The sequence below is a fragment of the Enterobacter cloacae complex sp. ECC445 genome (assembly GCF_021892025.1).
Taxonomy (GTDB): domain Bacteria; phylum Pseudomonadota; class Gammaproteobacteria; order Enterobacterales; family Enterobacteriaceae; genus Enterobacter; species Enterobacter chengduensis.
Genome location: NZ_JAKLRZ010000013.1, coordinates 92,124 through 108,450 on the forward strand (window position 1 = coordinate 92,124; position 16,327 = coordinate 108,450).

Genomic DNA, 16,327 nt, shown 5'->3' on the forward strand with positions numbered 1-16,327 from the left:
ATCGCTGACGTGCGCCCGATTATCGTTCTACTGATGGCCTGGTGCCTCAGCATGGGGGCGTACGCAGCGACAGCCCCCGACGCCAAACAGATAACCCAGGAACTGGAGCAGGCCAAAGCGGCAAAACCCGCTCAGCCAGAGACCGTCGAGTCGCTCCAGGCAGCCCTGAACGCGCTTGAGGAGCGAAAAGGCTCGCTTGAGCGCGCTCAGCAGTATCAGCAGGTTATCGACAACTTCCCCAAACTCTCGCAGACGCTGCGCTCACAGCTCAATAATTTGCGTGACGAGCCGCGTGACGTGCCCGCAGGCATGACCTCCGACGCCCTGAACCAGGAGATCCTGCAGGTCAGCAGCCAGCTTCTGGAAAAAAGCCGCCTGGCCCAGCAGGAGCAGGAGCGAGCGCGTGAAATTGCCGACTCCCTTAGCCAGCTTCCGCAGCAGCAAACGGACGCCCGCCGCCAGCTTAATGAAGTGGAGCGTCGCGTAGGTACGCAAAGCGGCAATACGCCTCAGGCTCAGGCGCAAAATCTGGGCCTGCAGGCAGAATCGGCTCGCCTGAAGGCCCTTGTCGATGAGCTGGAGCTGGCGCAGCTTTCCGCCAATAACCGCCAGGAACTGTCGCGGATGCGCTCTGAACTCGCCCAGAAGCAGAGCGAGCAGCTTGACGCCTATCTTCAGGCCCTGCGCAATCAGCTCAACAGCCAGCGTCAGCGTGAAGCGGAGCGCGCGCTGGAAAGCACCGAACTGCTGGCGGAAAACAGCGAAAACCTGCCTGCCGGTATCAACGAACAATTCAGGGTCAACCGCGAGCTTTCTGCCGCGCTGAACCAGCAGGCGCAGCGCATGGATCTGGTTGCCTCGCAGCAGCGTCAGGCGACCAATCAAACACTGCAGGTTCGCCAGGCGCTCAACACCCTGCGCGAGCAGTCCCAGTGGCTCGGGTCATCAAACCTGCTGGGCGAAGCGCTACGCGCCCAGGTCTCGCGCCTGCCGGAAATGCCTAAGCCGCAGCAGCTGGATACCGAGATGGCCCAGCTGCGCGTTCAGCGACTGCACTTTGAAGACCTCCTCAATAAACACCCGCAAATCCGCCAGATCCGTCAGGCTGACGGACAGCCCCTGACCAGCGATCAGAACCGGATTCTGGAAGCCCAGCTGCGCACCCAGCGTGAGCTGCTGAACTCTCTGCTCCAGGGCGGGGATACGCTGATTCTGGAGCTGACCAAGCTAAAAGTGTCCAACAGCCAGCTGGAAGACGCGCTGAAAGAGGTGAACGAGGCCACGCACCGATATCTCTTCTGGACGTCCGACGTGCGTCCGATGACCTTCTCGTGGCCGATTGAGATTGTTCAGGACCTGCGCCGTCTGATTTCGCTGGACACCGTCAGCCAGCTGGGACAGGCCAGCGTGATGATGTTCACCAGCAAAGAGACTATTTTCCCGCTGCTGGTGGCATTGATTCTGGTGGGCTTTAGCATTTACTCGCGCAGACATTTCACCCGTTTCCTGGAGCGGTCCAGCTCAAGGGTCGGGAAAGTCACCCAGGATCACTTCTGGCTGACGCTGCGCACGGTATTCTGGTCGATTCTCGTCGCCTCCCCGCTGCCGGTGCTGTGGATGACGCTGGGGTATGGCCTGCGGGAAGCCTGGCCCTACCCGCTTGCGGTAGCGATTGGCGATGGCGTCACCGCCACCGTGCCGCTGCTGTGGGTGGTCATGATTTGCGCCACCTTCGCGCGCCCCAATGGCCTGTTTATTGCCCACTTCGGCTGGCCGCGTAACCGCGTCGCGCGCGCCATGCGTTACTACCTGATGAGCATCGGGCTGATTGTGCCGCTGATTATGGCGCTGATCATGTTCGATAATCTCAACGACCGGGAGTTCTCAGGCTCGCTGGGGCGCCTCTGCTTTATGCTGATATGCGGCGCGCTGGCCATCGTCACGCTCAGCCTGAAACGCGCGGGGATACCGCTGTATCTGGATAAATCCGGCAGCGGCGACAACATGTTCAACCGGCTCCTCTGGAACCTGCTGCTGAGCGCGCCTCTGATTGCGATGCTGGCAGCCGCGGTGGGCTATCTGGCAACCTCGCTGGCCCTGCTGGCGCGACTGGAAACCTCGGTGGCCATCTGGTTCCTGCTTCTGGTGGTGTACCACGTGATCCGCCGCTGGATGCTGATCCAGCGCCGCCGTCTGGCCTTCGACCGTGCCAAGCATCGCCGGGCAGAGATCCTCGCCCAGCGTGCGCGGGGTGAGGAAGAGCCAAACCACGTCAACAGCACGGAAGGCACGGCGGAAGCGGATGAGGTCGAGCTGGATCTGGATGCCATCAGCACCCAGTCCCTGCGCCTGGTTCGCTCCATCCTGATGCTGATTGCTCTCCTCTCGGTGATCTTCCTGTGGTCGGAGATCCACTCCGCATTTGGCTTCCTGGAAAACATCTCTCTCTGGGACGTGACGTCCACGGTGCAGGGTGTCGAGAGCCTGGAGCCGATTACCTTAGGCGCGGTGCTGATTGCCATTCTGGTGTTGATTATCACTACGCAGCTGGTGCGCAACTTCCCCGCGCTGCTCGAGCTGGCGCTGCTGCAGCACCTGGATTTAACCCCGGGTACGGGCTATGCAATTACCACCATTACCAAATATCTGATCATGCTGTTTGGCGGGCTGGTTGGCTTCTCGATGATCGGGATTGAGTGGTCGAAGCTGCAGTGGCTGGTGGCCGCCCTGGGTGTAGGGTTAGGTTTTGGTTTACAGGAGATCTTCGCCAACTTCATCTCTGGCCTGATCATTCTGTTCGAAAAACCGATCCGCATTGGCGATACCGTGACGATCCGCGATTTGACCGGCAGCATCACGAAGATCAACACCCGTGCGACGACGATCAGCGACTGGGATCGGAAAGAGATCATCGTGCCAAACAAGGCGTTCATCACCGAGCAGTTCATCAACTGGTCGCTGTCGGACTCCGTGACGCGCGTGGTGCTGACGGTACCGGCCCCGTCGGACGCCAACAGCGAAGAGGTCACCCAGATCCTCTACACTGCCGCGGAGCGCTGCTCGCTGGTCATCGACAACCCGGCGCCGGAAGTCTTCCTCGTGGATTTACAGCAGGGGATCCAGATTTTCGAGCTGCGTATCTACGCCGCCGAAATGGGACACCGTATGCCGCTGCGCCATGAGATCCACCAGCTGATTCTGGCCGGCTTCCGCGAGCACGGTATTGATATGCCGTTCCCACCGTTCCAGATGCGTCTGGAAAGCCTGGACGGGCGTAAAACGGGAAGAACGCTGACGTCAGCGGCGCGTACGCGCCCGGCGGGCAGTTTGTAACGCATCTCCCCTCCCTTTTGGGAGGGGAATACTACCGCTACGCCACGTCTGCGACGAACGCCGTCGCGCGTCGACGGTAATTCTCATAAATCCCCATCGCCAGCAGCGAGAAGAAGACTGGACCGCCGACCATCCACAGCGCGCTGTTCCAGTCGTTCGCCTCAATCACCGGCTGAATAATGGTGAAGATGTTGGCAAACGCCACCACCAGCAGCACCACCGAGGTGGCCAGCAGCGTTGCCGCGCGGGTTTTAAAAATCACAAACGGACGTTCGAGATCCTGCTTCGCCTTAAAGAACGGGAATGCCAGGGTCAGGAACAGGTACGGCAGCGTCATCGACACGTTCGCCATCAGGGTCAGCTTGTTGTAAAACGCAGACGCCGTATCGCCGCCAAATGACACCAGCAGAATGAACACGCACACCAGCAGACACTGCATCCACATCGCGTTGGCAGGCATACCCGTCGCGTTGAGCTGGGTCATACGCGCAGGCCACAGCGCCTTCGGCGTACCCTGAATAATCGCTTTCAGCGGGGAGTAGATCAGCGTGAAGAACGCGCCGGTATACGCCAGGAACATCGACAGGCCGGTAATCCGCGCGAACCAGACGCCCATTACCGATGCCGCCTCTGGACTCAGGTTCATCGCCTGTCCCAGCGTCATCCCCAGGCTTTTCATCAGCACATAGGTGATGTTGCCAAGGTTAGTCGTGTTGTTGCTCAACACCTGCTGCCAGTTCGTGCTAACGCCCCAGAGGAAAATGGCCAGCGAATAGCCGATGGAAATGACGATGGCGGCAAAAATAATGCCTTTCGCAAAGTTCTTTTCCGGGTTTTCCGTTTTATCGACCAGGCCGCCTACGGCTTCAATACCGCCGTAAGCAAAGATGGCAAATACCACGAAGGAGAGCATAGCCAGCCCGGACTGATAGCCCGGATTAGGGGATGAAACAAAATTGACCTCCTGCGCAAAGTGCCCGCCGTTAAGGCACAGAATCGCGATGCTTACCAGCAGCAGCACCAGGTTCAGGCACATCACTGAAATACCGCCAACCGCGGTAATCCGGGCAATTTTGTTGATGCCTTTTGACGCCACCAGCGTCACCACCACCATCCAGCAGACCGCCAGAATCCCGACGACCTGCGTGGAGCTGAGCCCGGCTAAAGACCAGACCTGCGTTTGATCGGCACCGAAAAGAAACGTTGAGAACGGCACCCAGACTTTGGCCGCCGTGCTGACCATCCAGACCACGTAGGACGAAAACCACATAAACGTGCCGATAAACGCGTAGCGCGGACCGACGCTGTTATTCATCCATGAGTAGATCCCGCCCTCTTCTTTCCGGTAAGCCGAGCCCATCTCCGCCATCATCAGCGCAAACGGGATAAAGAAGAACAGTGCAGAAACGATATAAAACGGCGTCGCGCTGTAGCCCATCAGATAGAACGCTGACGGGCTGTTGGCAAAGCCAAAGACTGAGGTAAAGATCATCAGGATGAGCCCGGTGAGGGTCATCTTTTTAAGTGACTGGGACATAGCACCATCCGAAGAGGAATTAAATTGCGCGGATGGTAGCAGAAGACCAGATAAACATTGTGGCTATAAGGGGCAAATTAAGAAAAAGACCCGTGTACACAGAAAATGGCAGTTTTTAATGTTGCCATGAAGAAATGGAAAGGATAATTGCCACCAGAAGCGTAGGCCGGGTAAGCGATAGCACCACCCGGCAATTCTTTACGCGCGATCGACCGTAAAGGCAATCACATCGCCCAGCTGCTCTGCGCCCAGGGCCAGCATCACCAGGCGGTCAACGCCCAGCGCGACGCCGGAGCAATCCGGCAAGCCTGCTTTTAATGCTTCAAGCAGATTCACATCAATAGGCTGCTGCGGCAGTCCGCGCGCACCGCGCTTGCGGTTATCCTGCTCGAAGCGCTGCTGCTGCTCGCGGGCATCGGTCAGCTCGTGGAAGCCGTTCGCCAGTTCGATGCCTTTGAAATAGACCTCAAAACGCTCTGCGACACGATGATCTTCGGTACTGATCTGCGCCAGTGACGCCTGGCTTGCCGGGAAGTGATAGACAAACGTCGGACGATCTTTGCCAATCTGCGGTTCAACGCCAAACGTAAACAGCAGCTGCAGCAGCGTATCGCGATCCTCTTCGGTATCCGCCACGTTGCTCAGATCCAGTTTTGCCGCCACTTCGCGCAGCTGGGCTTTGTCCGCCGACAGCGGATCGATTTCCAGATGGCGCTGGAATGCCTGCTGATAGGAGAGCGTTTCGGCTTCTGAGCACTCCAGCACCTGCTGCAGCAGATCGTCCACCTCATTCATCAGGCGGTACATATCATAATGCGGGCGGTACCACTCCAGCATGGTGAATTCCGGGTTGTGGTGTCGCCCCATCTCTTCATTACGGAAGCTGCGGCACAGCTGATACACCGGACCACATCCTGCCGCCAAAAGGCGTTTCATGTGGTACTCCGGGCTGGTCATCAGATACAAATTCATGCCCTGAGAGTGGCCGGGGCCAACAAAACGGGTTTCAAACGGGACGAGATGAATATCCGTCACCGTTGCCTGACTCATGCACGGGGTTTCCACCTCCAGGACGCCGCGATCGGCAAAGAAACGGCGGATCTCCGCCATAATTGCTGCGCGTTTTAACAGATTAGGGATGGATGCGCTCGGCTGCCAGGTGGCCGTTTCGCTCATGAGTTGTTCTCCGATTTCAGACAAGGGCACGAAGTCTACTCGTTAGCAGGGGCGGAGACAAATTTTGCGCAGTAAAAAAGCGCATTTCATTTAGGCGAACAATTACGTGACGCAATTCATCAATCACTATGATAAATCACCGCACAGAACAGCAAAAAAATCGAACACGTCAAATTTCCCTGTCATCTACACGGTTATACTGTTTTACCCATAAAGGAGCAGTGGAAACGCTTTCGCAATCGTCCGTTTGGGCGGGTGAACTACCTTTAGTTTGTCGCGTTGCGAAATAACAAAAACCTGGAGGAATGTCGTGCAAACTTTTCAAGCCGATCTTGCCGTAATAGGCGCTGGCGGGGCTGGATTACGCGCTGCGATTGCTGCAGCACAAGCTAATCCCAACGCTAAAATCGCATTGATTTCAAAAGTCTATCCAATGCGTAGTCACACAGTGGCAGCAGAAGGAGGGTCCGCCGCCGTTGCGCAGGATCATGACAGCTTTGAATACCATTTCCACGACACGGTTGCCGGGGGCGACTGGCTTTGCGAACAGGATGTCGTTGACTACTTTGTGCACCATTGTCCTACGGAAATGACCCAGCTTGAGCAGTGGGGATGTCCGTGGAGCCGCCGCCCGGACGGCAGCGTCAACGTCCGCCGCTTTGGCGGAATGAAGATCGAACGCACCTGGTTCGCCGCCGATAAAACCGGCTTCCACATGCTGCATACCCTGTTCCAGACCTCCCTTCAGTTCCCACAAATTCAGCGCTTCGATGAACACTTCGTCCTCGACATTCTGGTTGATGACGGCCAGGCGCGTGGACTGGTGGCGATGAACATGATGGAAGGCACGCTTGTCCAGATCCGCGCTAACGCGGTGGTGATGGCAACGGGCGGCGCGGGACGCGTGTACCGCTACAATACTAACGGCGGCATCGTTACCGGCGACGGCATGGGCATGGCGCTCAGCCACGGCGTGCCGCTACGCGATATGGAGTTTGTGCAGTATCACCCAACCGGCCTGCCGGGCTCCGGCATTCTGATGACGGAAGGCTGCCGCGGTGAAGGCGGTATTCTGGTCAACAAAAATGGCTACCGCTATCTGCAGGATTACGGCATGGGCCCGGAAACGCCGCTCGGCGAGCCGAAGAACAAATATATGGAACTCGGTCCGCGCGACAAAGTTTCTCAGGCCTTCTGGCACGAGTGGCGCAAAGGCAACACCATCTCCACCCCGCGCGGCGATGTGGTCTATCTTGACCTACGCCACCTCGGCGAGAAGAAGCTGCTGGAACGTCTGCCGTTCATCTGCGAGCTGGCGAAAGCCTATGTGGGCGTCGACCCGGTGAAAGAGCCGATTCCGGTTCGCCCAACGGCGCACTACACCATGGGCGGGATCGAAACCGACCAGCAGTGTGAAACCCGAATTAAGGGTCTGTTCGCCGTCGGCGAGTGTTCCTCCGTGGGCCTGCACGGCGCTAACCGCCTTGGTTCTAACTCGCTGGCGGAGCTGGTCGTCTTTGGCCGCATGGCGGGCGAGCGCGCGATGGCGCGAGCGGCAACCGCAGGCGAAGCCAACGGTGCCGCGCTGGATGCGCAGGTCGCAGACGTTGAAAAACGCCTGAAAGATCTGGTGAACCAGGAAGGTAACGAGAACTGGTCGAAGATCCGCGATGAAATGGGTCTGTCGATGGAAGAAGGCTGCGGTATCTACCGTACCCCTGAGCTGATGCAAAAAACCGTCGACAAGCTGGCGGAACTGCAGGAGCGCTTCAAGCGCGTGCGCATTACCGACACTACCAGCGTCTTCAACACCGACCTGCTCTATACCATCGAGCTGGGCCACGGCCTGAACGTCGCAGAGTGTATGGCGCACTCTGCGCTGGCGCGTAAAGAGTCGCGCGGGGCCCACCAGCGCCTGGACGAAGGCTGTACCGAGCGTGACGACGTCAATTTCCTGAAACACACTCTCGCCTGGCGCGATGCGGATGGCACCACGCGTCTGGACTACAGCGACGTGAAAATCACCACGCTGCCGCCGGCGAAACGCGTGTACGGTGCAGAAGCAGAGGACGCCGAGAAGAAGGAGAAGGCGAATGGCTGAGATGCAAAAACTGAAAGTTGAAGTGGTGCGCTACAATCCGGAAGTGGACGCCGCACCGCACAGCGTTTTCTATGAAGTGCCTTATGACGAGCAAACCTCCCTGCTGGATGCGCTCGGCTATATCAAAGACAACCTGGCGCCAGACCTGAGCTACCGCTGGTCCTGCCGCATGGCGATCTGCGGCTCCTGCGGCATGATGGTCAACAAGGTGCCGAAGCTGGCCTGTAAGACCTTCCTGCGCGAGTACACCAAAGGCATTAAGGTCGAAGCGCTGGGCAACTTCCCGATTGAACGCGATCTGGTGGTCGATATGACCCACTTTATCGAAAGCCTGGAAGCGATTAAGCCGTACATCATTGGCAACCCGCGCACGCCGGATCAGGGGCCAAACACCCAGACGCCGGCGCAGATGGCGAAATACCATCAGTTCTCCGGCTGCATCAACTGCGGCCTGTGCTACGCCGCCTGTCCGCAGTTTGGTCTGAACAAGGAGTTCATCGGCCCGGCCGCCATTACCCTGGCGCACCGCTACAACGAAGACAGCCGCGACCACGGTAAAAAAGAACGTATGGCGCAGCTCAACAGCCAGAACGGCGTCTGGAGCTGTACCTTTGTGGGTTATTGCTCCGAAGTTTGTCCGAAGCACGTCGACCCGGCCGCCGCCATTCAGCAGGGTAAAGTGGAAAGCTCGAAAGACTTTCTTATCGCAACCCTGAAACCACGCTAAGGAGTGCATGATGACGACTAAACGCAAAGCCTACGTGCGGCCAGTGCCGTCCACCTGGTGGAAAAACCTGCCGTTTTATCGCTTTTACATGCTGCGTGAAGGCACGGCGGTACCGGCTGTCTGGTTCAGCCTTGAGCTGATGTACGGCGTTTTTGCCCTCAAGCACGGGCCGGAAACCTGGGCGAACTTTGTCGGTTTCCTGCAAAACCCCATCATCGTTGTTCTGAACCTGATCGTGCTCGCGGCCGCGCTGCTTCATACGAAAACCTGGTTTGAACTGGCACCAAAAGCCGCGAACATCGTCATAAAAGACGAGAAAATGGGACCAGAGCCGGTGATTAAGGGACTCTGGGGGGTGACGATCCTGGTCACTGTGGTCATTCTGTTTGTCGCACTGTTCTGGTAAGGAGACACCCGTGATCAATCCAAATCCAAAACGTTCGGACGAGCCGGTCTTCTGGGGCCTGTTTGGCGCAGGCGGCATGTGGAGTGCCATCATCGCGCCCGTCATCATCCTGCTGGTCGGCATTATGCTGCCGCTGGGGCTGTTCCCGGGCGATGCGCTGAGCTACGAGCGCGTGCTGGCGTTCGCGAGCAGCTTTATTGGCCGCGTGTTCATCTTCCTGATGATCGTCCTGCCGCTGTGGTGTGGTCTGCACCGTATTCACCACGCGATGCATGACCTGAAAATCCATGTCCCAAGCGGGAAATGGGTGTTCTACGGTCTGGCGACGATCCTGACCGTGGTGACGCTGATTGCCGTAGTCACCCTTTGACGCCTCTGGCCCGCCATCCGGCGGGCCTTTTATTTCTGCATCTTCTCTACCAGCCACTGGGCAAACTCACGCATGGCGGGGGTTTCTGCGCGAGACTGCAGCCTCGTGAGCCAGTAGCTTCCAAGGTCAATCTGCGTTGCAAACGGCTGCACGATGCGCTCGCTGCTGAGCAAATGGGTAAACATATCGACAGGCGCAATGGCAATTCCTACGCCCGCCTGCGCGGCTTCCAGCATGGTCACGGACGAATCAAACACCATAACCCGATGCGTCGGCGAGGGAGGATGTTCACCCGCAGCCTGCATCCACGCCGCCCACTCGTTGCGCCGGTAGGAGCGCAGCAGGGTAAACTTCAGGATATCTGCCGGGCTTTTCAGACAGGAGGCGATGTCGGGGGTGCAGAGCGGCGCCAGCGGCGCAGAGCAAAGAAATTCCGCATCGGTTCCATGCCACGCGCCGCCGCCGTAGCGAATGGTGTAATCAAGGCCTTCAGCGGCCGGATCGACGCGATTGTTATGGGTGGAAAGCTGAAGATCGATATGCGGATAGCAGCGGCGAAAGTCCGCGAGCTGAGAAATTAGAAACCCCGTGGCAAACGTCCCCACCACGCCTATTTTGAGCTTCTCCTGAGCGCGCTGGCTGGCAAAGCGATCCAGCATTCCAGCGATGCGATCGAACGAGTCATTCAGCACCGGGAGCAAATTCTCGCCTTCGGTGGTCAACATCAGCCCACGCGAAACGCGAACAAACAGCTGGCAATTCAGGTGCTGCTCCAGCGCCTTTACGTGCTGGCTGATCGCCGAGTGGGTGACGTTGAGCTCGATTGCCGCATGCGTAAAGCTGAGGTGCCGGGCGGCTGCTTCGAACGCCCGCAGGGAATTGAGTGGAAGATAGCTGCGCGTCATGGCCTCATCCGTTAGAAAAATTAACAGCTAATGCTAAATTTAACCGTTTGTCAGCCATAGTCAAATCCACCAGACTACAGCGGTCTGACGGGCCCGGACACTCCCTTGAACTGCTATTACGGAAGATAAACGATGATGACAAAAACCCTTTGCTGCGCCCTGCTGCTCAGCACCTCCTGCTCAGCGCTGGCTGGACCGCTGTCAGAAAAACAGCTGGCTGAAGTGGTGGAACAAACCGTTACGCCGTTAATGAAAGCGCAGGCCATTCCGGGTATGGCGGTGGCGGTGATTTATCAGGGCCAGCCGCACTACTTTACCTTTGGCAAAGCCGATGTCGCAAAGAACAAACCCGTTACCCCACAAACCCTGTTCGAGCTGGGCTCTATAAGTAAAACCTTCACCGGCGTATTGGGTGGCGATGCCGTTGCTCGCGGTGAAATATCGCTGGGCGACCCTGTGACAAAGTACTGGCCCGCGCTGACAGGCAAGCAGTGGCAGGGGATCCGCATGCTGGATCTGGCCACCTATACCGCAGGAGGTCTGCCGCTACAGGTACCGGATGATGTCGCGGATAATGCCTCTCTGCTGCGCTTTTATCAAAACTGGCAGCCGCAGTGGAAGCCGGGTACCACGCGTCTTTACGCCAACGCCAGCATCGGTCTTTTTGGCGCGCTGGCGGTGCAGCCTTCCGGCATGAGCTATGAGCAGGCCATAACGACGCGGGTCCTTAAGCCGCTCAAGCTGGACCATACCTGGATTAACGTTCCGAAAGCGGAAGAGGCGCATTACGCCTGGGGATACCGTGACGGTAAAGCGGTGCACGTTTCGCCGGGCATGCTCGATGCAGAAGCTTATGGCGTGAAAACCAACGTGCAGGATATGGCAAGCTGGGTGATGGTCAACATGAAGCCGGACGCCCTTCAGGATACGTCGCTCGGGCAAGGCATCACCCTGGCGCAGTCTCGCTACTGGCGCGTGGGGGCGATGTACCAGGGTTTAGGCTGGGAAATGCTTAACTGGCCGGTCGATGCCAAAACCGTGGTTGACGGTAGCGACAATAAGGTGGCGCTGGCGCCGTTGCCTGCAAGAGAAGTGAATCCACCGGCACCACCGGTTAAGGCCTCCTGGGTCCACAAAACGGGCTCTACCGGCGGATTTGGCAGCTACGTGGCATTTATTCCGGAGAAAAATCTCGGTATCGTGATGCTGGCGAATAAAAGCTATCCAAACCCTGTGCGAGTGGAGGCGGCGTACCGCATTCTCGACGCATTGCAGTAAAACATTGCGGCCTGATGCCCTCTCCCACAGGGAGAGGGAGATTGATTTTGTAGGCCGGGTAAGCGCAGCGCCACCCGGCGAAACAAACCGCACGCTCCCCCACATTTTCCTTGCCGTCATCTACACTTAACAAAAAACGGTAAGGAAACTCCTATGCGCATTCTGCCTGTTATCGCCGCGGTGACAGCCGCGTTTTTAGTGGTTGCCTGCAGTTCCCCAACCCCACCTCCTGGCGTTACCGTCGTTACGCCTTTCGATGCACAACGCTTCCTTGGAACATGGTATGAAATCGCGCGCCTCGACCATCGGTTTGAGCAGGGCCTGGAGAAGGTCACTGCGAATTACAGTCCGATGGAGGATGGCGGTATTCAGGTGATCAACCGGGGCTATAATCCCGATCGGGAGATGTGGCAACAGTCAGTTGGGAAAGCGTACTTCACGGGCGACCCGCGAAGGGCCGCGCTTAAAGTCTCTTTCTTTGGCCCGTTTTATGGCGGCTATAACGTGATCGCCCTCGACAGAGAGTACCGTCACGCGCTGGTCTGCGGGCCGGATCGTGACTATCTGTGGATACTCTCCCGCACGCCAACTATTTCGCCAGAAATGAAACAGCAGATGCTGGACGTCGCGACCCGGCAAGGGTTTGATGTATCAAAACTTATCTGGGTTAAACAGCCCCATTAATGGGTGCTGAGCTTAAGCCCAATAATTCCCGCCACAATCAGCGCGAGGCTGGCGATACGCGCCAGACTCGCCGACTCTCCCAACAGAAGAATGCCGGTGATGGCGGCACCCACGGCACCAATGCCCGTCCAGACGGCATACGCCGTTCCCACAGGCAGGGAGCGCATCGCCCAGGAGAGCAGAACAATACTGACGATCATCGCGGTGACGGTAATGACGCTGGGCGTCAGGCGGGTAAATCCGTGGGTGTATTTGAGACCAATCGCCCATACCACTTCGAGCAGGCCAGCGATAAAAAGAATGATCCAGGACATTTCAGGCTCCTTAACTTAATACAAGCTGGGGCCGTCCCCGGTGAAAGAAACGCTTACGGGTCGTCCCGTAAGGCAGAGATTACGCCCCATATTGTGGTTAGCGTGCTATTTTTTTTCAATCATTTTTTGCTGAACACGTTAAGGCAAGAAATAGCCGCAGTATGGCCCGTAGTTCCGGCATTTAGCACTCATCCGACTTCTCTATGATGATGTGCTTTCTGATGGCAGGAAGCCAAACCACTAGCCGACTGCGAATAAAATATGTTCAAGATTCTTGTGATTGACCGTTGTCACTTCACCCGCACGGGGTTTGAAGCATGGCTCAATCATTCCGGTTTGTTCCCGGGACACTTCGTTGTAACCGGGCTGAATAACCTGTTCCTTGCCAGGGAGCACATTCTGCAATGGAAACCCACGCTGGTTATCGCTGACCTGTACGGCTTCAGGCAGGATATTCACCATTTTCAGCAGCTCTCGTCCTTGCTTAACGCCAGTGAACGCTTGCCGTTTATTTTGCTGCAATCGGGAGAAGACCGCGGCATGACCGACTGGCTCGGGCAGTTCCCGGTGTGGTCGTCATTGCTGAAAAATGCCGGTCTTGAAGAAGTGGCAACGGTCATCAACGACGCACTGATCTCGCGCGCATGCGCGGAACGGCCAACGGCGGCGGCCCCGCTGCTGACCCGGCAGGAAGCGAAAGTGCTGACGTTGTGGATGGACGGTGCGAGCAATCAGAAAATTGCCGCTCATCTGAGTATCAACGGAAAAACGGTCTATACCTATAAGCGCAATATCCGCATGAAACTGCATATGGATACGCGTTTTTCTCCGTTCTTATCCCTGCAGGAATCAGAAAGCTGACGGTACGAAACCCGACGGATCTCGTACCGTATATATATTACTGCTGAGCTTTTGTTGCCGCACCAGAAATTGCGCTACCACCTTCAGAAATATCCTGACCGACGCCGCGCGTGGTATTACAGGCCGTTAACACTGAAGAAAGCACCAAGACTGAAAAGATCGCTGCAATTGTCTTCTTAACCATAATATCTTCCTTTTATAGCCAAAGTTGTTTTGTGTATAGCAACTTAAGAATAGACAAGATCCCGCCGAATGGCGGTAAAGGAAGCATTTTTAGGAAAATTAGACGAACTTAGCTGGCGGCGTGAGAAATGATATGACCGAGATCCTGGATATCTTGCCCCATTCCTCGCGTGGTGTTGCAGCCGGATAGTAATGCACTGGAAAGCGCCAACAGAAGCAGAATTTTAACGGTACGTTTCATCATCCCTGCCTGCAAAAATCAGGCGCAGCGGGCGCTGCGCCGTCAATCATGACGTAAATTACTTCACGCGGGACACGTATTCGCCGGAGCGGGTATCCACTTTGATCACTTCGCCAGTCTGTACGAACAGTGGCACTTTAACCACTGCACCGGTAGACAGTTTGGCTGGTTTACCGCCGGTACCTGCGGTATCACCTTTCAGACCTGGATCGGTTTCAACAATTTCCAGTTCTACGAAGTTTGGTGGGGTCACAGCGATAGGCTGGCCGTTCCACAGGGTCACGATGCACTCAGCCTGATCCAGCAGCCATTTAGCGCTATCGCCAACCGCTTTCTCATCAGCAGACAGCTGTTCGAAAGTGGAGTTGTTCATGAAATGCCAGAACTCACCGTCGTTGTACAGATAGGTCAGGTTCATATCTACAACATCAGCGCCTTCAGCAGAGTCAGTAGACTTGAAGGTTTTCTCAACGCGGGTACCGGTCAGCAGACGGCGCAGCTTAACGCGTGCGAATGCCTGGCCTTTACCTGGTTTAACGAATTCGCTGGCTTCAACCGCGTACGGTTCGCCGTCCATCATGATTTTAAGACCAGCACGAAAATCGTTGCTATAGTACGTTGCCATAAGGCCCTCTAAATTTGTTAACTGGTAGCTAAGCCACAAAATGGCGCATATTGTAACCCTAAACACCCCGTCCAGAGAAGATTGGTTATCGCAACTTGCCGATGTAATCACCAGTCCTGATGAATTGCTGCGTCTTTTAGACCTCGATCAGCACCCAGCGTTGCTTGCAGGCCGCGAGGCAAAGCGCCTTTTCGCCCTGCGCGTTCCCCGTGCCTTTGTGGCGCGAATGGAGAAAGGCAACCCCGACGATCCGCTCTTAAAACAGACGCTTACGTCGCAGGATGAGTTCATTACTGCGCCGGGATACAGCACCGATCCGCTGGAAGAACAGAACAGCGTGGTGCCGGGTTTACTGCACAAGTATCACAACCGCGCCCTGCTGCTGGTAAAAGGCGGCTGCGCGGTAAATTGTCGTTATTGCTTCCGTCGGCACTTCCCCTATGCCGAAAATCAGGGCAATAAACGCAACTGGCAGGTCGCGCTGGACTATATCGCCGCCCATCCGGAGCTGGATGAGATTATTTTTTCCGGCGGCGACCCGCTGATGGCGAAAGATCATGAGCTGGACTGGCTGCTGACCCAGCTTGAAGCCATCCCGCACGTTAAGCGCCTGCGCATTCACAGCCGTTTACCGATTGTTATCCCTGCACGCATCACCGACGGCCTGGTGGCGCGCCTGGAGCAGTCTCGTCTGCAGGTGCTGCTGGTAAATCATATCAATCACGCCAACGAAATTGACGATGCGTTTCGCGCGGCGATGGCGCGACTGCGTAAAGCGGGCGTGACGCTGCTGAACCAGAGCGTGCTGCTGCGCGGCGTAAATGACAACGCCCGCGTGCTGGCTGACCTGAGCAATGCCCTGTTTGATGCGGGCGTGATGCCCTATTACCTGCACGTGCTGGATCGCGTTCAGGGCGCGGCGCATTTTATGGTGACGGATGAAGAAGCCCGGCAGATTATGCGCGAACTGTTAACGCTGGTTTCAGGCTATATGGTGCCGAAGCTGGCACGCGAGATTGGCGGAGAGCCGAGCAAGACGCCGCTGGATTTGCAGCTGCGGCAGTGCTAGTTTCCCCTCACCCTAACCCTCTCCCACAGGGAGAGGGAAAAAGGCCATCAGTTCGGGCACTTGTAGACCTGGCCCGTCATCTGGCTGGCGGTAGGCACGAAGCTGGACAACATGCTCTGCGTTGGGCTGCTCACGCCGTAAATCACGTTGCCGCCCATGGCCGCAGCCTGGTTACGCAGGGCGTTTGCCGCACCGCGCATAGAGCCGCCTTCTTCGCCATGCTGACCCGACATCCAGTTACTTTGCTCACCGGTTGCCGTGCCTAACAGCTGGCATTCACTGCCAGGCTTATCTTCCACAAAGCGAACGCCCTGGCCCGCTGCCGACAGCTCATTGCTGGAGCTACAACCCGCCAGCAGCAATGCTGCCCCTACAATCCCTGCACAGACTTTTACGCGCATGTTATTCCTCGTTTTCAATAAGCTGGACAGTAGTTGTCCGTGTGTAGATCTTATACCTAAAAGATGACCAAAAGAAAAACCCCCGAGCATCTCTGCCCGGGGGTTTTTCACATTCT

17 protein-coding genes are annotated in these 16,327 nt (G+C 56.8%); 9 read left to right on the forward strand and 8 right to left on the reverse strand.

All coding sequences use genetic code 11. The annotated features are described in order from the left end of the window. Window positions 1-9: 9 nt before the first annotated feature. Window positions 10-3,333, forward strand: a complete 3,324-nt coding sequence (gene mscM / locus L6R44_RS12900) for a miniconductance mechanosensitive channel MscM (RefSeq protein WP_237424447.1) — start codon at window positions 10-12, stop codon at window positions 3,331-3,333. A gap of 37 nt (window positions 3,334-3,370) precedes the next feature. Here mscM and yjeM read toward each other — a convergent pair whose 3' ends face one another. Both yjeM and epmA read right to left on the reverse strand, forming a co-directional pair. Further along, window positions 3,371-4,870, reverse strand: a complete 1,500-nt coding sequence (gene yjeM, locus L6R44_RS12905; protein WP_237424448.1) for a glutamate/gamma-aminobutyrate family transporter YjeM — start codon at window positions 4,868-4,870, stop codon at window positions 3,371-3,373. A 198-nt stretch (window positions 4,871-5,068) separates the two neighbouring features. Further along, on the reverse strand, window positions 5,069-6,046 hold the full coding sequence (gene epmA, locus L6R44_RS12910; RefSeq protein WP_237424449.1) for an elongation factor P--(R)-beta-lysine ligase: 978 nt from the start codon (window positions 6,044-6,046) through the stop codon (window positions 5,069-5,071). Between the two features lie 310 nt (window positions 6,047-6,356). On the opposite strand from epmA, the gene frdA reads away from it, so the two are divergent. The 4 genes from frdA to frdD are packed head-to-tail and all read left to right on the forward strand — an operon-like array spanning window position 6,357 to window position 9,650. Then, a complete protein-coding gene (gene frdA, locus L6R44_RS12915; RefSeq protein WP_237424450.1) occupies window positions 6,357-8,147 on the forward strand; it encodes a fumarate reductase (quinol) flavoprotein subunit in 1,791 nt (596 codons plus the stop codon). Further along, window positions 8,140-8,874: a succinate dehydrogenase/fumarate reductase iron-sulfur subunit gene (locus L6R44_RS12920; RefSeq protein ID WP_045331438.1), complete on the forward strand. Its 735-nt coding sequence runs from the start codon at window positions 8,140-8,142 to the stop codon at window positions 8,872-8,874. Before frdA ends, L6R44_RS12920 begins: the two co-directional genes overlap by 8 nt. A gap of 10 nt (window positions 8,875-8,884) precedes the next feature. Beyond that, complete coding sequence (gene frdC, locus L6R44_RS12925) at window positions 8,885-9,280, forward strand: fumarate reductase subunit FrdC (RefSeq protein WP_032643771.1); 396 nt, start codon at window positions 8,885-8,887, stop codon at window positions 9,278-9,280. Window positions 9,281-9,290: 10 nt separating this feature from the next. Beyond that, complete coding sequence (gene frdD / locus L6R44_RS12930) at window positions 9,291-9,650, forward strand: fumarate reductase subunit FrdD (RefSeq protein WP_032662398.1); 360 nt, start codon at window positions 9,291-9,293, stop codon at window positions 9,648-9,650. Between the two features lie 29 nt (window positions 9,651-9,679). On the opposite strand, the gene ampR is transcribed toward frdD, so the two are convergent. Beyond that, window positions 9,680-10,555 carry a LysR family transcriptional regulator AmpR gene (gene ampR / locus L6R44_RS12935; protein WP_237424451.1) on the reverse strand — a complete coding sequence of 292 codons (876 nt, stop codon included), beginning with the start codon at window positions 10,553-10,555 and terminating at the stop codon, window positions 9,680-9,682. A 132-nt stretch (window positions 10,556-10,687) separates the two neighbouring features. Between ampR and blaACT the strand changes: the two genes are divergently transcribed. Then, window positions 10,688-11,833, forward strand: a complete 1,146-nt coding sequence (gene blaACT / locus L6R44_RS12940) for an ACT family cephalosporin-hydrolyzing class C beta-lactamase (RefSeq protein WP_237424452.1) — start codon at window positions 10,688-10,690, stop codon at window positions 11,831-11,833. A gap of 153 nt (window positions 11,834-11,986) precedes the next feature. Then, the gene (locus tag L6R44_RS12945) at window positions 11,987-12,517 is read left to right on the forward strand and encodes a lipocalin family protein (protein WP_237424453.1); all 531 of its coding nucleotides are present in this window, start codon (window positions 11,987-11,989) and stop codon (window positions 12,515-12,517) included. Here the strand turns inward: L6R44_RS12945 and sugE are convergent. Continuing rightward, complete coding sequence (sugE, locus tag L6R44_RS12950) at window positions 12,514-12,831, reverse strand: quaternary ammonium compound efflux SMR transporter SugE (protein WP_006178944.1); 318 nt, start codon at window positions 12,829-12,831, stop codon at window positions 12,514-12,516. The two genes, L6R44_RS12945 and sugE, sit on opposite strands and share 4 nt — an antisense overlap. 261 nt (window positions 12,832-13,092) lie before the next feature. On the opposite strand from sugE, the gene L6R44_RS12955 reads away from it, so the two are divergent. Next, window positions 13,093-13,692, forward strand: a complete 600-nt coding sequence (locus L6R44_RS12955; RefSeq protein WP_237424454.1) for a helix-turn-helix transcriptional regulator — start codon at window positions 13,093-13,095, stop codon at window positions 13,690-13,692. A 37-nt stretch (window positions 13,693-13,729) separates the two neighbouring features. Here the strand turns inward: L6R44_RS12955 and ecnB are convergent, their stop codons facing one another. From ecnB to efp, 3 genes are all read right to left on the reverse strand, one after another. Next, window positions 13,730-13,876, reverse strand: a complete 147-nt coding sequence (gene ecnB, locus L6R44_RS12960) for a lipoprotein toxin entericidin B (RefSeq protein ID WP_003025482.1) — start codon at window positions 13,874-13,876, stop codon at window positions 13,730-13,732. Window positions 13,877-13,984: 108 nt separating this feature from the next. Further along, entirely contained in the window at window positions 13,985-14,116 is a 132-nt protein-coding gene (locus L6R44_RS12965; RefSeq protein ID WP_024907352.1) for an entericidin A/B family lipoprotein, read from the reverse strand. A gap of 58 nt (window positions 14,117-14,174) precedes the next feature. Then, window positions 14,175-14,741 (reverse strand): elongation factor P, encoded by a 567-nt coding sequence (gene efp / locus L6R44_RS12970; protein WP_008502940.1) that lies wholly within the window; start codon window positions 14,739-14,741, stop codon window positions 14,175-14,177. Between the two features lie 40 nt (window positions 14,742-14,781). On the opposite strand from efp, the gene epmB reads away from it, so the two are divergent. After that, window positions 14,782-15,810, forward strand: a complete 1,029-nt coding sequence (epmB, locus tag L6R44_RS12975) for an EF-P beta-lysylation protein EpmB (protein WP_237424455.1) — start codon at window positions 14,782-14,784, stop codon at window positions 15,808-15,810. Between the two features lie 47 nt (window positions 15,811-15,857). On the opposite strand, the gene L6R44_RS12980 is transcribed toward epmB, so the two are convergent. Then, the gene (locus L6R44_RS12980; RefSeq protein ID WP_008502942.1) at window positions 15,858-16,211 is read right to left on the reverse strand and encodes a DUF4156 domain-containing protein; all 354 of its coding nucleotides are present in this window, start codon (window positions 16,209-16,211) and stop codon (window positions 15,858-15,860) included. Window positions 16,212-16,327 lie beyond the last annotated feature (116 nt).

Coding starts and splice junctions, on each gene's coding strand:
- yjeM (WP_237424448.1), bottom strand. CDS start 4,870: ATGTCCCAGTCACTTAAAAAGATGACCCTCACCGGGCTCATCCTGATG.
- epmA (WP_237424449.1), bottom strand. CDS start 6,046: ATGAGCGAAACGGCCACCTGGCAGCCGAGCGCATCCATCCCTAATCTG.
- L6R44_RS12920 (WP_045331438.1), top strand. CDS start 8,140: ATGGCTGAGATGCAAAAACTGAAAGTTGAAGTGGTGCGCTACAATCCG.
- frdC (WP_032643771.1), top strand. CDS start 8,885: ATGACGACTAAACGCAAAGCCTACGTGCGGCCAGTGCCGTCCACCTGG.
- ampR (WP_237424451.1), bottom strand. CDS start 10,555: ATGACGCGCAGCTATCTTCCACTCAATTCCCTGCGGGCGTTCGAAGCA.
- blaACT (WP_237424452.1), top strand. CDS start 10,688: ATGATGACAAAAACCCTTTGCTGCGCCCTGCTGCTCAGCACCTCCTGC.
- L6R44_RS12945 (WP_237424453.1), top strand. CDS start 11,987: ATGCGCATTCTGCCTGTTATCGCCGCGGTGACAGCCGCGTTTTTAGTG.
- sugE (WP_006178944.1), bottom strand. CDS start 12,831: ATGTCCTGGATCATTCTTTTTATCGCTGGCCTGCTCGAAGTGGTATGG.
- L6R44_RS12955 (WP_237424454.1), top strand. CDS start 13,093: ATGTTCAAGATTCTTGTGATTGACCGTTGTCACTTCACCCGCACGGGG.
- ecnB (WP_003025482.1), bottom strand. CDS start 13,876: ATGGTTAAGAAGACAATTGCAGCGATCTTTTCAGTCTTGGTGCTTTCT.
- L6R44_RS12965 (WP_024907352.1), bottom strand. CDS start 14,116: ATGAAACGTACCGTTAAAATTCTGCTTCTGTTGGCGCTTTCCAGTGCA.
- efp (WP_008502940.1), bottom strand. CDS start 14,741: ATGGCAACGTACTATAGCAACGATTTTCGTGCTGGTCTTAAAATCATG.
- epmB (WP_237424455.1), top strand. CDS start 14,782: ATGGCGCATATTGTAACCCTAAACACCCCGTCCAGAGAAGATTGGTTA.
- L6R44_RS12980 (WP_008502942.1), bottom strand. CDS start 16,211: ATGCGCGTAAAAGTCTGTGCAGGGATTGTAGGGGCAGCATTGCTGCTG.